The organism is Pseudomonas sp. OE 28.3 (assembly GCF_014268205.2).
Taxonomy (GTDB): domain Bacteria; phylum Pseudomonadota; class Gammaproteobacteria; order Pseudomonadales; family Pseudomonadaceae; genus Aquipseudomonas; species Aquipseudomonas edaphica.
In genome coordinates this window covers 3,276,311-3,293,143 of record NZ_CP077082.1, presented here as the reverse complement: position 1 = coordinate 3,293,143, position 16,833 = coordinate 3,276,311, and the positions used below count along the sequence as shown (strand labels likewise).

Here is a 16,833-nt window from a genome sequence, read left to right as displayed (position 1 = left end):
ATTAAATAGCGGTAAAGCCGCTCTTGCTGAGCGGCCCTCTTTAATAATGGATCCAATATATTGACACGGTGTCATAGTTCAATATTAAAAAGCCACCACCCGCACTATTAAAGTGCGTGCCCCCCATTACCGGGACAGACTCCAGCCGCACTTGTTTAACGCGCCGATTAATACTTCGTCGGCAAGTCCGGGCACCGTGATGCCGTCTTCCGTCGTCATGTCCTCGCCCGCCAGGATCGCGTTGATAATCGCCTCCTCCACCGCCTCTGCGGCGGCACTGAACAAGGGCGAAATATGGTCGTTGTTGACCATGCGCAATACGCTGCTGAGTGCCAGGTCCTTGCGCCCGTAATCTGCCGGTGGCAGGCCGTGATTGCCGGTGGCGAAGGCCAGGAACAGGTCGCCACTGGAATCCTCGGTACCGCCGCCCGTGCGCGCGATACCGATGGAGGCGCGTTGCGCCAGGCGCTGGCATTGATGGGGCAGCAACGGCGCGTCGGTGGCGATGATCACCACGATCGAACCCATGCCCGGCGTGCCGCGCTCGGCGAAGGGTGATGGAATGTCCATCAACTGGCGCCCGACCGGGTAGCCATCCACGCGCAGCTCCTGGCGCTTGCCATGGTTGGCCTGCACCAGCACGCCGACGGTCCAACCGCCCTGCTCCTCTGGCACACGCCGGGATGCCGTGCCGATGCCGCCCTTGAACTCATGGCAGATCATGCCGGTGCCGCCGCCGACGGCGCCCTCTTGCACCGGGCCGCCCTCGGCCGCGTCCAGCGCCTGGCGCACATGTTCAGGCTTGACGTGCTGGCCCCAGATATCGTTGAGCAGGCCGTCGTAGGTTTCCATCACCACCGGCATGCACCAGTACACCGCCGGGTCCGCCAGGCGCTCGCGCTCCAGGGCAATCAGGCTGTCACGCACAATCCCGATGCTGTGGGTGTTGGTGATAGCGATGGGTGTGGTCAGCAGCCCCGCTTCGCTGATCCACTCAAGGCCGGTGGCGTCGCCATTGCCGTTGAGCACGTGGTAGCCGGCGAAACACGGTTGCTGTCGCGCCTCCCCGGCGCGCGGCTGGATCACGCTGACGCCGGTGCGCACCTGCTTGCCGTCGATGCTGGTCTTGAGCGTGGCGTGCCCCACCCGGACACCGGGAACATCGGTGATGGCATTCAATTTGCCGGGCGTGCCCAGCCCCAACGTAATGCCCAGTTGACGTGCTCGCATACCCACTCCTTACAATTTCTGAAACGCCGGACTCGTCCGGCCAGTGATGCAATACAAAATCACCGACAAGGCCAGCAAGCCGATGATGATCATGATGTCGCGCACCGACGCCGCGGCGATCAGGGTCACCAGCAGGTAACCGGCGCCCAGTACCGCCAGCACTGCCGGCAGCGGCCATAACGGCATGCGATAAGGGTGCTCGCGATCACGCAGCAGCACCCGGCTCATCAGCGCGCTCAACGCCACCACCAGGTACACCAGGATGATCAGCAATACACTGAAGGACGTCAGGTCCGCCAGGTTCGAGCTGAAACTCAACAGCGCCGAAGGCACCGCCAGGAACAGCGTCGCCAGCCATGGGGAATCCCAGCGCGGGTGAATACGCGTGAACAGCGCGTTGATGCGCGGCGTCCACAGCGCATCGCGGCCGCTGCTGAACACCACTCGACCAATCTGGATGACGATGGCGACAATCGCGTTGAACACCGACAGGAAGATCCCGGCACTGACCAGGCGTGACAGGGTTTCATTGCCGTGGCTGGTCAGCAGATAGCCAATCGGGTCAGGGCTGCTGATCATCGCGCTCAGCGACGGCGCGCCGATCAGCAGTGCCGTGATCGGCACCAGCTCGATCACCACCACCAACCCCAGCGACCACAGCACCGCTTTGTGCACGCCTTTGCCACCGCACTTCATGTCTTCGGCCAGCAATACCGCAGGACCATACCCATTGAACGAGAACAGGCCGATGCCGACGGCGCCAATTACCAGGGCCCAGGGCGCCAGGTGCAGCACGCCGTTTTCGACGATCTGCGGCTGGAACAGCACGCTGGCGGGCTGCACGGGATGACCAAAGCCGATGAACACGATCACCAGCAACGCCGCCACTTCCAACAGCAGGCAGGTGCCGGTAATCCAGGCATTGAGCTTGATATTGAGGATGCCCAGGGCGTAGCTGCACACCACGATCACCAGGGCGACGGTTTGCGAGTCGAATTTTGTGCCCAGGGCGTTATTCAGGTACGTCGCGGCCCCTGTGGCCAAGACCGGCGGGATAAACAACAGCATCACCAGCACCGTCAGAAACGTCGCATAACCGGCCATGCCGCCAAACACTCGCTTGGCATACACATATTCACCACCGGCGCTGTTATGGGCGCGACCGAGTTCGGCGTAACAGAAGGCGAACATCAGCGCGAGCAAGGCCGCCATCACAAACGCCATGAACACACCACTGCCCGCCTGCTGGATGGCAAACGGCGCAATCACGAATACGGAGCTGGCCGGCGTTACCGCCGAAACCGTGATGGCCACCACATCGAAAACACTCAGCGTTGGCTTGAGCACGCCGTCTGGCGCGGGGGAAGCACTCATATCGTTATCCTCTGTCGTTATTTTTGGTAGGAGGCAGAAACGAAAAAAGTCGGGCGGTTGCGAGATATGTTTCTCGCTGGATGACGGCAAAGTAAACGCTGTGTTTATGCGGGCCAATTCCCCTATTGGCGTACTCCCCTTGACGATACTCGGCAAAAGCCGAACCCTTGGCTGATCTATTGAGGGCTGGAGCCGTGTTTATGAGCCTGTTCAGAGAGGTCGGCATGCACGCAGGCCTGGGCCGCACCGTCGCACACCTGGGCACCGAGCACTTCTGGAAGCAGTTGGTGCTGTTGCTGCACCAATGCCTGCCGTTCGATAACGCCCTGGCGATTTTTTACCCCCTCGATGGCCCGCCCGTGGCCCTGGAAGAATACGACGCCCAGCCCAGCAGCAAACCGGCCTCGATGCTGGTGTACCTCAATGGCCTGTACCTGATCGACCCGTTTTACCAGGCTTACCGCGAAGGTTATGCCAGCGGCGTGTATCGCCTGGAGGAAGTGGCACCGGACCATTTTCGCCAGAGTGAATACTTCCTCAACTACTTCCACGACAACGTGTTGGAAGACGAGGTGCAATTCATTCTGCAGTTACCCGGTACAGGCACGCTGTCTTTGTCGCTGGGCATGCAGCGACGCTTCAACTTTGAAGAGACCGGGTTGATGACCACACTGGCGGCCTGGGTGCTGCCGTTGATGCAGCAGCACTGGCAGCAAAGCACCCAGCGTGCGCCGGCGATGGACACGCAGATTCGCGATGCGCTGAGCCATTTTGGCAGCGGTGTACTGTCGGAGCGCGAGCTGGAAGTGGCGCGCCTGGTGCTGCGTGGGTTCTCGTCCAAGGCCATGGCCGAGCGTTTGAAAATCTCGCCGGACACGGTCAAGGTGCATCGGCGGCACCTGTACGCAAAGCTGGATATTTCGTCGCAGCCGGAGCTGTTTTCGTTGTTTATCCAGTCGTTGGGGCATGATCTGGAAAATCCCTGAAAACCGGCATTGCACAGTCAAAATGTGGGAGCGGGCTTGCCCGCGATAGCGGTGTGTCAGTCACCCACTAGCCGACGGACAGGTCGCAATCGCAGGCAAGCCAGCTCCCACAGGGGCTCGGTGTAACCCCTAGCGTCCGGTACGAATGGTGTTCCACACCCGCGTGCGAATCCGGTCGATGTTCAGCGGCATTGCTTCCAGGGCGAACAACTTGCCCATCATTTCCGGGCTTGGGTACACCTTGGTGTCGGCCTTGATTGCAGGGTCTACAAGGCTGTCAGCCGCCGCGTTGCCGTTGGCGTAGTGCACGTAGTTGGTGATGCTTGCCATCACCTCCGGGCGCAGCAGGTAGTTCATGAACGCGTAACCGGCTTTTTCATCCGGGGCGTCGGCGGGCATGGCGACCATATCGAACCAGATCGCGGCGCCTTCCTTGGGAATGTTGTAGCCGATATTCACACCGTTCCTGGCTTCCTTGGCGCGGCTTTCGGCCTGCAGGATGTCGCCGGAGAAGCCGACAGCCACGCAGATGTCGCCATTGGCCAGGTCGGCGGTGTACTTCGAGGAATGGAAGTAGGCCACATACGGACGCACTTTCATCAACAGGCCTTCAGCCTTTTTGTAGTCCTCGGCCTTCTTGCTGTGGGGCGGCAGGCCCAGATAATTAAGCGCCGCCGGCAGCAGTTCCGGGCCGTTGTCGAGAATCGCCACGCCACATTTTTGCAGCTTGGCCATGTTCTCGGGTTTGAAGATCAAGTCCCAGGAATCCACCGGCGCGTTGTCGCCGAGCACCGCCTTGACCTTGTCGATGTTGTAGCCGATGCCGGTGCTGCCCCACAGGTACGGGAAACCATGCTCGTTGCCCGGGTCGTTGTTTTGCAGAGCCTTGAGCAGCACCGGGTTGAGGTTTTTCCAGTTGGGCAGCTGGCTCTTGTCGAGTTTTTTAAGGGCGCCGCCCTGGATCTGCCGAGCCATGAAGTGGTTGGACGGAAACACCACGTCATAGCCGGATTTGCCGGTCATCAACTTGCCGTCGAGGGTTTCGTTGCTGTCGTATACGTCGTAGGTAAAACCGATGCCGGTTTCTTTCTGGAAGTTCTTGGTGGTGTCCGGCGCGATGTAGTCCGACCAGTTGTAGATCTTCACCGTCTCGGCGGCCTGACTGATAGAGGCCACCAACATCATGGGCAACAGGGCAATGGCTTTCATGGTTCGATTTCCTGGCGGTTTTAGGGCTGTTTTTATGGCAGGCGATCAAGGATCAAAGCGTTACAGAATCAACACGTAGGTCTTGCGCACGGTCTCGTGGATGTCCCAGATACCGGTGCTGTTGGCCGGCAACATCAGTGCATCGCCGGCTTGTAGGTGAACGACTTCACCGTTGTCGGGGGTGAAGGTGCAGCGGCCCTGGATAAAGTGGCAAAACTCCTGGGATTTGATCTGCCGACGCCAGCGGCCTGGGGTGCATTCCCAAATGCCGGTTTCGACGCCATCGTTGCGCTCCACGCTCAAGGTCGAGGCTACGGCGATAGGCTCGCCCAAGGGCACGGCCACCGGTGACGAGTCCGGCAGGTGGGCGTTCAGCGCGTCTTTGAAGTGAGTGATGCTCATGGGTTTTCCCGTGTGAGTGAAACGTCTCAGTGCATGAAACCTTCCATGAACCCGGCCACGCCGGTCGCCAATTTGCGCCGCCACGGCGCGCTGTTGGGGTTGGCCAGCACCTGGTCTTCATGGACAAAACTGCGAATGATCGCGTTGTAACCCAGCCAGCGGCAGGGTTCGGGCTCCCAGGCCTTGAGCGCGTCCAGGCCACGCTCGCGAATCACCCAGGGCTGGGTGGTCAGCGGCGTATCGAGGCCCAGAATCATATCGGCCAGGGTGCGGCCTCCGAGGTTGGTGGCACCTACGCCCTCCCCGCCATAACCACCGGACAGCGCGATGCCGGTGGTGTGATCGCAGAGCATGTGCGGCCGGAAGTTGCGCGACATGCCGAGGTTGCCGCCCCAGGAGTGGGTAATCCTGACGTGTTTGAGCTGTGGGAAGAGTTCGCTGAACAGGTAGCGGCGCAGCTCCACTTCGCTGGTGGTCAGGTCGAAGTTGTGGCGCAGCTTGCCGGCAAACTGATAGCCGCCACGGGCGCCGAATATCAGGCGGTCATCCGCCGAACGCTGGCCGTAGGTGACCTGGCGGCTGCTTTCGCCAAAGGCCTGGCCTCGGCTCAAGCCAATTTCATCCCAGGTGCTGGCCGGCAACGGCTCAGTGGCGACCATCAGGCTTTGCACCGGTAACTGATAGCGCCCCAGCGGCGGCAACGTGGTGGCGTAACCCTCAACCGCCGGCACTACCCACGCGGCGCGCACGCTGGCATTGGCCGTGCGCACGCTGCCGGACTGCCAATGGGTGACCGGGCTGTTTTCATAGATCGTCACGCCCATGCTCTCCACCACCCGCGCCAGGCCGCGTACCAGTTTGGCGGGGTTGATGGTTGCGACATGGGGCGCATAGATACCGCCATACGGCTTGGCGATGCGGATATGCTCGGCCAGCTGTTGCGGGCTCAGCCAGCGGTAGTCCGCTTCGGTGAGGCCCTGGGCGTGGAGCGTGTCCAGGTAACGGCGCAGGCTGCCTTCCTGCTCCGGGTAGCGCGCCGCGCAGTACAGCACGCCGCCTTTGCGGTAGTCGCAGTCGATGCCTTCACGGGCCAGCACTTGGGCAACCTCGTCGGGGATGCCATGCAACAGGTCAAACGAGGCGCGCCGTTGTTGCGCTGACAGGCCGGCCAGCAGGCGGTCTTCGCCCAACAGGTTGCCCATCAGCCAGCCGCCATTGCGGCCAGACGCACCGAAGCCTGCTGTCTGCGCTTCGATAATCGCAATCTTCAGCTCCGGGGCCTGGCGCTTGAGGTAGTAGGCGGTCCACAACCCGGTGTAGCCGGCGCCGATAATCGCCACATTGACGTCCAGGTCGTGCGCAAGGGACGGCCGCGCCACCAGCGGGTCGTCCAACTGGTCCATCCATAAACTGATGTTGCGCCATGCCGGCATGCCAAGCTCCCCAACCTCATTTCGATAGGCTGGATCCTAGAGCGCGGCGTTATGGGCTGTCTTGCGCGCGTGCACGCAGAGAAATTTGTTTGACGTAGGCCTTGGGCGATTGCCCGGTGTGCTGGCGGAACGCGCTGTAGAACGCCGACAGCGAATTAAAACCGGCGGCAAAGGCCAGGTCATCGACCTTTATCGGCGGCACAGCCTTGTCCAGCGCAGCCAGCAGGTGTTGGAGCCGGGCCTGGTTGACGTAACGGTAGAAGCTCTGCCCCAGCACCTGGTTAAGCAGGTAGGAAATCTGGTTGCGGCTGTAGCCACACTCATTGGCCACACGTTGCAGGTCCAGCTCCGGGTCGAGATAGGGTTGCTTGAGTTCGAAGTACTGCTGCAGATCTTTGGCCATATGCCCCAATTGTTGGGGCGACAGGCCCAGGCGGCTGACTGTCGGGCGCAGGGTTTGGGTCGGCTGCTCATGCACCAGGGAGGCGTACTCGTTGACGCGCCAGATCAACCCATCGCGCACGGTAATCGCCTCACTGGTGCGAAATGACACCAGGCCCTGGCCGCCGCGCAGCGTAATGCGGTACTGGATAAACGCGGTATCGCCGTCGGCGCGAATACGGTCGATGTGCTCAATCGCCTCGTCGGCGCCACGCGGCATGCTGGCTTGCAGGTACTCGCGCAACTCGGCCTGACCCACCACGCGGTTTTGGAAAAAGTCGTGGTACTGAATGTCGGGGTGGTAGTAGGACATCACGCCATCCAGGTCGCGATGGCGCCAGCACAGGTGATGGCGCAACACCAGATCGCCGGTGGCTTGGGTTTGTTCGTACTCTTCACTCAAGACGGGCTGCATGGAAGGCTCTGCGGCGGGAATGCCTGGGAGATTGCCGAATTTGCCGGCGGCATTCAATGGTCAATTGGAACTTCTGACTAATGGCCTTTTGCCTGGTTTTGAGTAAGAAATGATCCACGTCATATGATCGCTAAAGAACTGCCGAACGGCCCCTAAAAAGTCACCGCGCGCTTGCGAACGAATGCTATTTTGAAGGTCTTGATGCCACGACCAGTGAAGGCCATGGCCCCCTGCCGCGAGCTAAAGGAAGCGCTCAATGAACAAGGTGGGCAACATGAACAAAGTGACATTTCCCAACGCCTGCCAGCTGATGCGCTGGCATTTTCATCCGATGGGCTTCGAGGGGAGTATGGACGCCCCCGGCAGTATGGTTGCGCGCCTGTTCGACCGGGCCAGCGGCGAGACGTTGATCGCGATTGCCGGCATTCCTTGCGCCACGGTGATGAATGCGGCCGATGTGGAGCGCATCATCGAAGCGGTGGAGGATGAGCTGGAGTGTTTTGTGCCGCCGCTGTCGTTGCGGGCGTGAACCCGATTTAACAGGTAAATCTTAACCAATATGGGAGCGGGCTTGCCCGCGATGGCGGAGTGTCAGTTTGCAAGGTTGCCAACTGATCTACTGCTATCGCGGGCAAGCCCGCCCACACATTGGGTACTGTGTTTAGCTGCTAGCTGCGTCGGTCATCAAAAAACGCCTTGCGCCCATCAACCCGCTCCGAAGCCCTTGGCACGTTCACGCCCTGGCCTTCCGGCTTCTCCACATACCAATAGCAATGGCTCACCGCCCGGGTAATGCCAACATACGCCAGGCGCAGCACTTCGTCTTTCTGCGCGCTGTCGTAGGGCTCGCTGTCGCCGTCCTTGCCCAGGCCCGCCATGCGGTAAACCTGGTTTTTGTAAGGCGAGCTGGTGACGTGCTGGCAATCCCCGAGCAGGAATACCGCGTCTGCTTGCAGGCCCTTGGCACTGTGATAAGTCAGCTGTTTGAGTCGGCGATCCTGTGGCTGCAAGCTAGAATCCACATTAACTACAGATTGAATATGCTCCTGTATCAATAACTTATCGCTACTTTTTCGATAAAGCATTAGCACTGTATTACCGCGCTGATAGTGCTCCAGCAACTGCCGCCCCAGTGCGGCGTCGTCCCGTTCCAGCACCACGACGGGCACCAAAGCCTTGGGCTCGCCACTGGCCTTGGCCTTCTTGCCAGGGATCGCCGGGGCTGCGCGCACCACATGTTCGGCGGCGTCGATGATGTGCTGGTGGCTGCGGTAGTTCTCGCTGAGCATCACGCGGGTGGTGCTGGGTGACGGGAATTCCTGGTTGAACGCCATGAAGTACTTGGGTGAACTGCCGCGCCAGCCGTAGATCGACTGCCAGTCATCACCCACGCACAGCAACGACGAGCGTTGCGCCCCGCGCCCTACGTGCATCGCCGGGCCACGGCTGCGAATCTCGCGCAGGCTGGCGCGGATCCACGAGACGATCTGCGGCGATACGTCCTGGAACTCGTCGATCATCAGGTGCGACATCGGCCGTAGCAGTGGATCGCTGAGCAGCTTGAGGTTCTCCGGGGTGTTCTCACCGAACAGCGAAAACATGCGGTTATAGGTCATGATCGGCGGCGATTGATCGAGCAAATGATCTTCCAGCGCCTTCCAGAAAATGCTCAAGGCTTCAAAGTAGCCCCGGTCCGGGTCGTCCTTGGCGAAGCTCATTTGGCCCACAGCCGTTGGCACATCCAACCCGAGATTCTCGATAAACCCGGCCGCCATCACGAAACTGTCCAACAGCGGCGCCGAGGCCAGCTCGCCCTTGACCTTGTAATCAAATCCAGGCCCGGCGCTGGCATCGCCCGCCAGGCTGCTTAAAAGGCGCTTTGATGATTCGTAGTTATCGATCCATATCAATGGCTTGCGACAGAAAGCTTGAAACAAGGTGCGCTTTACCGCCCACTCAGCGCGCACTGAAAGCTTTGAATTTGGCCGGCTGATCTGAGCGTTTTCCCGCGGATCAAAACCCAGTACTACCCAGGCATCCAGTTCCGGGATGTAGCCGTGGCAGTGAAATTGCGCACCATTGATTTCGAAGGTCTGGCGACTGGGCTCTATGCCCTTGATCGGCCAGGCGCCGGCGCGAAACCACAGGTCCTCGATCACGTCGCAGAGTTCTTCATCGCGCTTGGCTGCCAGTTCGGTGACAGCGATGCGTTTCTGCACGTCGGGGTGGTCGCGCTCCAGTTCCTTGAGTTGCAGGCCATGGCGGGCCAGTGGTGCGATCAGCTCGCGAAAGCGCGCATGGCGGCCATGCAGCCGGTGATAACAGGTGTTCATCTGTTGGCGCTGGGCGTCGCTGATACGCAGGTCGAAGGGGTTGCTGTCGGCATCGTCGAAACCGCTGCTGAGGTTTTCAAACGCTTGCAGCCGCTCGAAGCCCGGCAGGCTGCGCACCATCGGCAGAATGCGCGAATGAAAGGTACGCACCACGGCCTGGGCTTCTTTGAAACCAAGGGGCTGGCCCCACAGGCCGAGAATTTCCATGAGCTTGTTGATGAAGTCTTTGCGCGATTCGCGGGTGAAGGTCACCACGGTCATCGAACTCAGCTCAAAGCCCAGATAGTGGTTCAGCAAGAGGATGCGCAGCACCAGCGAGGTGGACTTACCCGCCCCGGCACCGGCAATCACTGAGGTCGAGGGGGTGTCACTGAAGATCATCTTCCATTGCGCGGCACTGGGCTGGGCGTGGGCCGGTAGCAGACGTGCTACGTCAGCCTTCATGCGCTTCTTCACGTCGGCCGTGAGTGGCAAGCGCCAATCGTCGAACAAGCTGTCATCCACCCCCGGTGCGCGGTGCTCGTCGGGGCGAAAGTCGCGGATCAGCAACACCTGCCGACCTTCCTCGAGGCCGTCGGCCTTGCCTTCGCGATAGCCATATTCCACGCCGGCTTCGTGCCCGCTGCGAAAGCCGTCCGCCTGGCCGTGCAGCCAGGAAAACCGATGCTGGGCACGCAAACGCGTCAGGCCATGGCCAAACAAACGGGCGGCGAGCCGTTTCAGCAGGGGCATTTCTGCCAGGGGACGCAGTTCGGGGGGCAGATCGGGCGTTTGTTGCGGCACGCGGACTCCAGCGATGAGGTTGGTTTTGGCGAAGGTGCCATGGTCGCCGGAATCGGCGCGCAGTTCCAGCCAATTGCTTTGTTGTCATGCAGTTAGGCGATGAAGTAAAAGTCAAAACGCCAGCAATCAATCGAATAAACAGATTGGAATCCGGCATTTTTTACGCTTTTTATCGATCATGTACTGCTGGATGATAGCCACCATCCACAGGAGACCCATCATGCTTGAACTTCGACCATTCACTACCCTGGGCGGCGCCCATCATGGCTGGCTCGACGCCCATCATCACTTTTCCTTCGCCGAGTACCACGACCCCAAGCGCATGCACTGGGGCAACCTGCGGGTGTGGAACGACGACATCATTGCGCCCGGCACGGGCTTCCCGCAGCACCCGCATCGCGACATGGAAATCATCACCTATGTGCGTGAAGGTGCCATCAGCCATGCCGACAACCTTGGCAATAAAGGCCGCACCGAAGCGGGCGACGTTCAGGTCATGAGTGCCGGCACCGGGATTGCCCACAGCGAATACAACCTGGAAGCCATGCCCGCCAAGATTTTCCAGATCTGGATCATCCCGAATGAAGCCGGGCTGCCGCCTTCCTGGGGTGCCAAGCCGTTTCCCAAGGGCAATCGCGAGGGTTTTGTGACCCTGGCCAGCGGCAAGGCCGGTGACACTGAAAGCTTGCGCATTCGGGCGGACGCACGCCTGGTGGCGGCTAACCTGAAGGCTGGGGAAAGCGCCGAGTATCGGCTGGACAGCGGGCGCCGGGCGTATCTGGTGCCGGCGACGGGGGTGATTGAAGTCAATGGCCTGCGTGCGCAAGCGCGAGACGGTGTGGCGGTTGAAGATGAGCAGGTGTTGCGGGTAACAGCGGTTGAAGACAGTGAAATCGTCCTGGTAGATCTGGCCTGACCTTCAGCCTGAACCCAATCAACTGTGGGAGCTGGCTTGCCTGCGATGCGCACAACTCGGTACATCAGGTACACAGAGTTGATGCAATCGCAGGCAAGCCAGCTCCCACATTGCGTCAGCTAGAACTGATGGCGCCGTCTACCAGCACCTGCGCCTCTTCCACCAACTGCTTGAGGTGGTCTTCACCCACAAAGCTTTCAGCGTAGATCTTGTAGATGTCCTCGGTGCCCGATGGCCGTGCGGCGAACCAGCCGTTTTTGGTCATCACTTTCAAGCCGCCGATTGCCTGGTTATTACCCGGCGCGTGGCTGAGGATCTGCTCGATGCTCTCCCCGGCCAGTTGCGTGGAGGTGACTTGCGCAGGCGACAGCTTGCCCAGCAACGCTTTCTGCGCCGGGGTCGCCTTGGCGTCGACACGAATCGCGAACGGCTCGCCCAGCGCGTCAGTCAGGCCACGGTAGATCTGGCTTGGGTCCTGGCCTTTGCGCGAGGTCATTTCGGCGGCCAGCAAGGCCGGGATCAGACCATCTTTGTCGGTGCTCCACACCGTGCCGTCCTTGCGCAGGAACGACGCGCCGGCGCTTTCTTCGCCGCCAAAGCCCAGTGAGCCTTCGAACAGGCCATCGGCAAACCACTTGAAGCCCACTGGCACCTCAAACAGGCGACGGCCGATACGCGCTGCAACGCGATCAATCAAGCCGCTGCTGACCACGGTCTTGCCCACCGCAGCATCGGCGCGCCACTGCGCACGGTTCTGGAACAGGTAATCAATCGACACGGCGAGGTAGTTGTTCGGTGCCAGCAGGCCACCCGAGGGCGTAACGATGCCGTGGCGGTCGTGGTCCGGGTCACAGGCGAAGGCGACGTCGAAACGGTCCTTGAGGCCGATCAAGCCTTGCATCGCATAGCTGGAGGACGGGTCCATGCGGATCTGGCCGTCCCAGTCGACGCTCATGAAGCGGAAAGTCGAGTCGACCTCGGTGTTCACCACGTCCAGGTTCAAACGGTAGTGCTCGGCAATCGCCGACCAGTAGCGCACCCCTGCTCCGCCCAACGGATCCACGCCCAGGCGCAGGTCGGCGCTGCGGATGGCGTCCATATCGATCACATTGACCAGGTCGGCCACATAGCTGTTGAGGTAGTCATGGCGATGGGTGGTGTCGGCCTTGAGTGCCTGGGCGTGGGTAATGCGTTTAACCCCGGCCAGTTTGTTGGCCAGCAGCTCGTTGGCCTTGGCTTCGATCCACTTGGTAACGTGGGTATCGGCCGGGCCGCCATTGGGCGGGTTGTACTTGTAACCGCCGCTTTGTGGCGGGTTGTGCGACGGCGTAATCACGATGCCGTCTGCCAGGCCGCTGGTACGGCCACGGTTGTAGCAAATGATGGCGTGGGAGATGGCCGGGGTCGGCGTGTATTCATCGCCTTCAGCCAGCATCACGTGCACGCCGTTGGCGGCCAGCACTTCCAGGGCACTCGCGCCCGCTGGAGTCGACAGTGCGTGGGTGTCCAGGCCGACGAACAAGGGACCATTGATGCCCTGGGCTTCACGGTACATGCAAATAGCCTGGCTGATAGCAAGTACGTGCCATTCGTTGAAACTCAGCTCGAACGAGCTGCCACGGTGACCGGAAGTACCAAAGGCCACGCGCTGGGTGGAGATCGCTGCATCAGGCTGGCCGGTGTAATAGGCCGTGACCAGTCGCGGGATATCCACCAGCAACTGAGCTGGCGCCGGCTTGCCCGCAAAAGGACTGATTGTCATGCATAAACCTCGAGAAAGAAGGATTCGGAAAAAATGACAGTTTACTGAGAGTTGGACTACTGCGCGACGGTATTGATCCTACAAGACACAGAGAAATTTCATGCATCTAGCTGATCTGTGCATCACGCAGCGCCTCGCCCACCAAGGCCAGGGCAATGTCCAGGTTGGGCTGCCCATGGAAGGTGCTGCTCAACCGCAGATGCTGGTGATGCAAGCCGCACAGGCTGAACAACTCACCGGGCGCCACGACTACCTGACGGGCCAGCAAGGCGTGGAAAGCCTTGCGCATGTCCACCGCCCGGGAGGCGCCCAACCAAAAGGTGGCCCCGCCCGCCGGCATTCGGTAAGTCACTTGATCACCCAGGTGCCGACCCACAAGTTCGCCCATTTCGCGCGCCTGCTCACGCAGCAGAAGGCGTAAGTGGTGCAAGTGCTGGTCGATCTTGCCGCTGTGGTACAGGCGCGCAATCGCGCGCTGGCGAATTGAGGATAGCCGGAACGAGCGCAGCAGGAACTGGCGCTGCAACTCACCGCTTAAGTGCCGCGACAATGCGTAGCCAAACGGCGCCTCTGGCCCGAGTATTTTCTCGAAAGAGGCAAACACCACCAACCGCTCAGGGTTGACCAGATCGCGCAGGGCAACCGGTGCCGGCTTGAATCCCAGTTCGCCGCAGGTATCGTTTTCCAATAGCCAGCAATCGTACCGATCGAGCAGTTGCGCCACCTCCAGGCGGTCTTGGGGCTGCAAGGCAAAGGCTGACGGCAAGCTGATCGACGATGACAGCACGACCAATTGCACTGATTCTTGACGCAGCATCCCTTCAAGCAATGCCAGCTCCAGGTGGCCATCCTCGCCCCAGGGCAGTTCAAGGACACGTACCCCGGCATCCTGCAGCAGGCGCAGGATCGACCACTCGCAGGGTGACTCGACCACCACCGAGGCACCGCGCAAGCCCAATACCTCGATAAGGATGTCGAGCACACCGCGCAAGTCCGCGCCGATGTACACGTCGTCAGCATGCCAGCAGCGGGTCGGTGATGAGGTGTAGCGAGCCGCCAGTGCTGCTCTCAGTTCCCACACCCCGCAGGGCTGTGACCAAGGCTGCAGATGCCCAGGATACTGGCGCACCAACTCGCGCTCCAGGCGCAGCAAGGTGCCGTCCAATGATGCCAGCAAGGCCGGTTCATCGCCGCTGAGCACTGTCATGCCCGGGCGCCGGGACGCCACATAGAGACGCTCGAGCAGATCCCCGCTGGGACACGCCACGGGTCCACCGGCGAGCGGCCAGGCGTAGTACCCCGACTTGGCCACCGAATACACCCTGCCCTCCTTTTCCAGCAACGAATACGCATATTGAATGGTGGAGATCGACACGTTGAGTCGCTGGGATAACTGGCGCAATGACGGCAGCTTTACGCGCGTATCCGTGCTCACCTCGTTAATCAGGCTGATCATGTAGCGGTAGACCGCCTGATAAGCAAAGTCAGCCTGCCGTGCGCCCCGCAGCGTCATCGCCCAGACAGCTGAAAGGCCATGCCATCACGGGCTTGAGACCTTTGCACAGGCGCGCTGCGGGCACCGCCGAGGGCCAGGTTCATCGGCCGCTTGCGGTACAGATGCTGGAGCAAAGGCAACGGCAACCCACTGGCATCGGCGACCCATTGCTGCAGCATCTCGGCTGCCGGTTTACCCTGCAAAACCTTGTGCAACTCGGGCAACGCCACCAGCATGCCAGGGTGGCACTGACGCAAATAGCCTTCCAGCCGTTCGCCATGATGAATGAAAGGCGAAAACAGCAGGCAGACCAACTGGTTCTCGTCCAGACCGAAAAATTGTTGGGCAAGGCTGCTCGACAACGCACGCTCCCCGCGATTGGCGACCTGGTTCACCAGCTCTTCGGGCACCTGCCGACGCCGCAGGTAATTGCGCGCCTGCCCGAGGAACTCCTCCACGCCCTCCTCGTAATGCAACTCGCGCAGGCATTCGGCCTGCAGGCCGCGCAGGTGCGCCATCAACGGTGGGTTGGCAAAGCTTGGGTGGCTAAAGTGAAAGCCCAACGGATCTGGCGTGTAAGCCATGAAGTCGATGAGCAACGGCGCAGTCGCGCGGTCGATGCCTTCGAGCAAGTCGGCAATGCCGATATAGGCCAGGTGGCGATACCCGCCTGGGCTGACGTCAGCTTTGGGCACATAGTGCTCGCCGTACAGGTCACGGTAGAAGTCGCCGCTCCACTCATCCATGCGCGTGAACAACTCGCCAAGCGACGTCGGTATACCCTTGGCAGCCTTGACGCTTTTGGCCTGGGCGGCTTTTTTCAGCCAGGCCAGCAGCTGGCTCTGTTTGCGCGCGGAATCGCCGCTGACCAGCGCGTGCACGCCACCGTTCCAGGCGGTGACACGCTGATAAAAGTCCCCCAGTGCCAGGTAGGCATCGTTACACAGCGTGGCGCGAACATCGCCGGAGGTCAGGTGCCCCACCATCAACATGTTGCGCTGGTGAGCTTCACAGCCACGGCTGGAGGCCGGACGCTGATGGTTGAAGGGCAACACCTGTTCGTTTTCGACCATCAACAACTCGACCCGCTCGTCATCATGGAAAAACAGCCGGCTATAACCGCGATGAATCGCGTCGAGGGTTTCTTGCGTCATACCCGCGTGGCGTAACGTTGCCACCCGTAACTGGAAGGTCCTGGGCGCACGTGCGGCAATACTCAACTGTGCGGCACGCAGTAGCGCCAAGGTGTAGCTGCTGACTTCGCCACCGCCATGGGCCACCAGCACTTTGTAATCGCCTACTTGTTCCATGCCGCCGGCGGCCACGACAATACGCTGAATCAATAATTGAAGTGCGGTGCGCTCCGCGCGTGTGAAATACCCAACCAAGCGTTGTTGAACTTGCTGGTAAACATAATTCATGGCCTGCTCGTGAATAGCGCTCATAGTTCTACTACCTGAGTTGAAATATCAGTTCAAAACAACTACCGAGCGTAGTTGTCCGATCTATTGCATGTGTAAGAACGTTGCCTGCGGCGCAGTGTGTGCGACAGATAAACACTAGCACCCGGTAACAAATCGATAAGGACCGCGTAGGGGGCTCCTTGCACGGCAGCGCTGGCGTCGAACAGCCGTACCACAAGCATCCCAGCGATTTTCAGCAGCGCTCCTAGGAATATTCAGACAAGCTCCTACAACTCTTTAACCTCGAATTTAAAGATCCATCTGACAAATAAAACTTGTCAATTTTCAATCTCCGGTCATGCATCGATCGGAACCAGTCCTTGGCGTGCCGATCACCTCGCGTCCTGATAGCAATGGCGTCACGCGTAGTTGCAGGAAGTACCTGCTGACGAATCAGACAATCATTCATTACTCAGTCCTTGAGTTGAAAGTGAAGTACCAATTATCAGGGCTGAAATAATGATTAACAGATACAGAAGCTGGCCGAAAACCAGTTCAGATAGTTGCCGGGCCAAATACGCAGGGCGCAGACACAACAACGCCGCGCTGAATTTCAGGGCGGCGGCGGGAAAAAGGGCATCGTTTGCGGGA

General features: G+C 60.2%; 13 protein-coding genes. 3 read left to right on the top strand and 10 right to left on the bottom strand.

Going from position 1 to position 16,833, the window contains the following annotated elements:
• Positions 1-126: 126 nt before the first annotated feature.
• Positions 127-1,230 (bottom strand): P1 family peptidase, encoded by a 1,104-nt coding sequence (locus tag HU759_RS14825; protein WP_099549790.1) that lies wholly within the window; start codon positions 1,228-1,230, stop codon positions 127-129.
• Positions 1,231-1,239: 9 nt separating this feature from the next.
• Complete coding sequence (locus tag HU759_RS14820) at positions 1,240-2,604, bottom strand: APC family permease (protein ID WP_186616913.1); 1,365 nt, start codon at positions 2,602-2,604, stop codon at positions 1,240-1,242.
• 200 nt (positions 2,605-2,804) lie between these two features.
• On the opposite strand from HU759_RS14820, the gene HU759_RS14815 reads away from it, so the two are divergent.
• Positions 2,805-3,590, top strand: a complete 786-nt coding sequence (locus HU759_RS14815; RefSeq protein WP_099549791.1) for a helix-turn-helix transcriptional regulator — start codon at positions 2,805-2,807, stop codon at positions 3,588-3,590.
• 129 nt (positions 3,591-3,719) lie between these two features.
• Here HU759_RS14815 and HU759_RS14810 read toward each other — a convergent pair whose 3' ends face one another.
• The 4 genes from HU759_RS14810 to HU759_RS14795 are packed head-to-tail and all read right to left on the bottom strand — an operon-like array spanning position 3,720 to position 7,490.
• Complete coding sequence (locus HU759_RS14810; protein ID WP_186616915.1) at positions 3,720-4,799, bottom strand: polyamine ABC transporter substrate-binding protein; 1,080 nt, start codon at positions 4,797-4,799, stop codon at positions 3,720-3,722.
• A 60-nt stretch (positions 4,800-4,859) separates the two neighbouring features.
• Positions 4,860-5,201 (bottom strand): cupin domain-containing protein, encoded by a 342-nt coding sequence (locus HU759_RS14805; RefSeq protein WP_176992238.1) that lies wholly within the window; start codon positions 5,199-5,201, stop codon positions 4,860-4,862.
• Between the two features lie 26 nt (positions 5,202-5,227).
• The gene (locus HU759_RS14800; RefSeq protein ID WP_186616917.1) at positions 5,228-6,634 is read right to left on the bottom strand and encodes an FAD-dependent oxidoreductase; all 1,407 of its coding nucleotides are present in this window, start codon (positions 6,632-6,634) and stop codon (positions 5,228-5,230) included.
• A 49-nt stretch (positions 6,635-6,683) separates the two neighbouring features.
• Positions 6,684-7,490 carry a helix-turn-helix domain-containing protein gene (locus HU759_RS14795; RefSeq protein ID WP_017135582.1) on the bottom strand — a complete coding sequence of 269 codons (807 nt, stop codon included), beginning with the start codon at positions 7,488-7,490 and terminating at the stop codon, positions 6,684-6,686.
• Between the two features lie 256 nt (positions 7,491-7,746).
• Here HU759_RS14795 and HU759_RS14790 point away from each other — a divergent pair, with 256 nt between their 5' ends.
• Entirely contained in the window at positions 7,747-8,019 is a 273-nt protein-coding gene (locus HU759_RS14790; RefSeq protein ID WP_026013572.1) for a DUF1652 domain-containing protein, read from the top strand.
• 139 nt (positions 8,020-8,158) lie between these two features.
• On the opposite strand, the gene HU759_RS14785 is transcribed toward HU759_RS14790, so the two are convergent.
• Positions 8,159-10,606: a UvrD-helicase domain-containing protein gene (locus HU759_RS14785; protein ID WP_186616919.1), complete on the bottom strand. Its 2,448-nt coding sequence runs from the start codon at positions 10,604-10,606 to the stop codon at positions 8,159-8,161.
• A 220-nt stretch (positions 10,607-10,826) separates the two neighbouring features.
• Between HU759_RS14785 and HU759_RS14780 the strand changes: the two genes are divergently transcribed.
• Entirely contained in the window at positions 10,827-11,522 is a 696-nt protein-coding gene (locus HU759_RS14780; RefSeq protein ID WP_169985964.1) for a pirin family protein, read from the top strand.
• A gap of 115 nt (positions 11,523-11,637) precedes the next feature.
• Here the strand turns inward: HU759_RS14780 and pgm are convergent, their stop codons facing one another.
• The 3 genes from pgm to HU759_RS14765 all read right to left on the bottom strand — a co-directional run bounded on the left by pgm (position 11,638) and on the right by HU759_RS14765 (position 16,224).
• Positions 11,638-13,284, bottom strand: a complete 1,647-nt coding sequence (gene pgm, locus HU759_RS14775) for a phosphoglucomutase (alpha-D-glucose-1,6-bisphosphate-dependent) (protein ID WP_186616921.1) — start codon at positions 13,282-13,284, stop codon at positions 11,638-11,640.
• Positions 13,285-13,390: 106 nt separating this feature from the next.
• The gene (locus tag HU759_RS14770; RefSeq protein WP_186616923.1) at positions 13,391-14,797 is read right to left on the bottom strand and encodes a PLP-dependent aminotransferase family protein; all 1,407 of its coding nucleotides are present in this window, start codon (positions 14,795-14,797) and stop codon (positions 13,391-13,393) included.
• On the bottom strand, positions 14,794-16,224 hold the full coding sequence (locus HU759_RS14765; RefSeq protein WP_186616925.1) for a hypothetical protein: 1,431 nt from the start codon (positions 16,222-16,224) through the stop codon (positions 14,794-14,796). Before HU759_RS14765 ends, HU759_RS14770 begins: the two co-directional genes overlap by 4 nt.
• Positions 16,225-16,833: the final 609 nt, after the last annotated feature.

Bases quoted from the DNA above. Each gene is read 5' to 3' on its own strand.
- HU759_RS14825 (WP_099549790.1), bottom strand. From the start codon at position 1,230: ATGCGAGCACGTCAACTGGGCATTACGTTGGGGCTGGGCACGCCCGGC.
- HU759_RS14820 (WP_186616913.1), bottom strand. From the start codon at position 2,604: ATGAGTGCTTCCCCCGCGCCAGACGGCGTGCTCAAGCCAACGCTGAGT.
- HU759_RS14815 (WP_099549791.1), top strand. From the start codon at position 2,805: ATGAGCCTGTTCAGAGAGGTCGGCATGCACGCAGGCCTGGGCCGCACC.
- HU759_RS14810 (WP_186616915.1), bottom strand. From the start codon at position 4,799: ATGAAAGCCATTGCCCTGTTGCCCATGATGTTGGTGGCCTCTATCAGT.
- HU759_RS14805 (WP_176992238.1), bottom strand. From the start codon at position 5,201: ATGAGCATCACTCACTTCAAAGACGCGCTGAACGCCCACCTGCCGGAC.
- HU759_RS14800 (WP_186616917.1), bottom strand. From the start codon at position 6,634: ATGCCGGCATGGCGCAACATCAGTTTATGGATGGACCAGTTGGACGAC.
- HU759_RS14795 (WP_017135582.1), bottom strand. From the start codon at position 7,490: ATGCAGCCCGTCTTGAGTGAAGAGTACGAACAAACCCAAGCCACCGGC.
- HU759_RS14790 (WP_026013572.1), top strand. From the start codon at position 7,747: ATGAACAAGGTGGGCAACATGAACAAAGTGACATTTCCCAACGCCTGC.
- HU759_RS14780 (WP_169985964.1), top strand. From the start codon at position 10,827: ATGCTTGAACTTCGACCATTCACTACCCTGGGCGGCGCCCATCATGGC.
- pgm (WP_186616921.1), bottom strand. From the start codon at position 13,284: ATGACAATCAGTCCTTTTGCGGGCAAGCCGGCGCCAGCTCAGTTGCTG.
- HU759_RS14770 (WP_186616923.1), bottom strand. From the start codon at position 14,797: ATGACGCTGCGGGGCGCACGGCAGGCTGACTTTGCTTATCAGGCGGTC.
- HU759_RS14765 (WP_186616925.1), bottom strand. From the start codon at position 16,224: ATGAGCGCTATTCACGAGCAGGCCATGAATTATGTTTACCAGCAAGTT.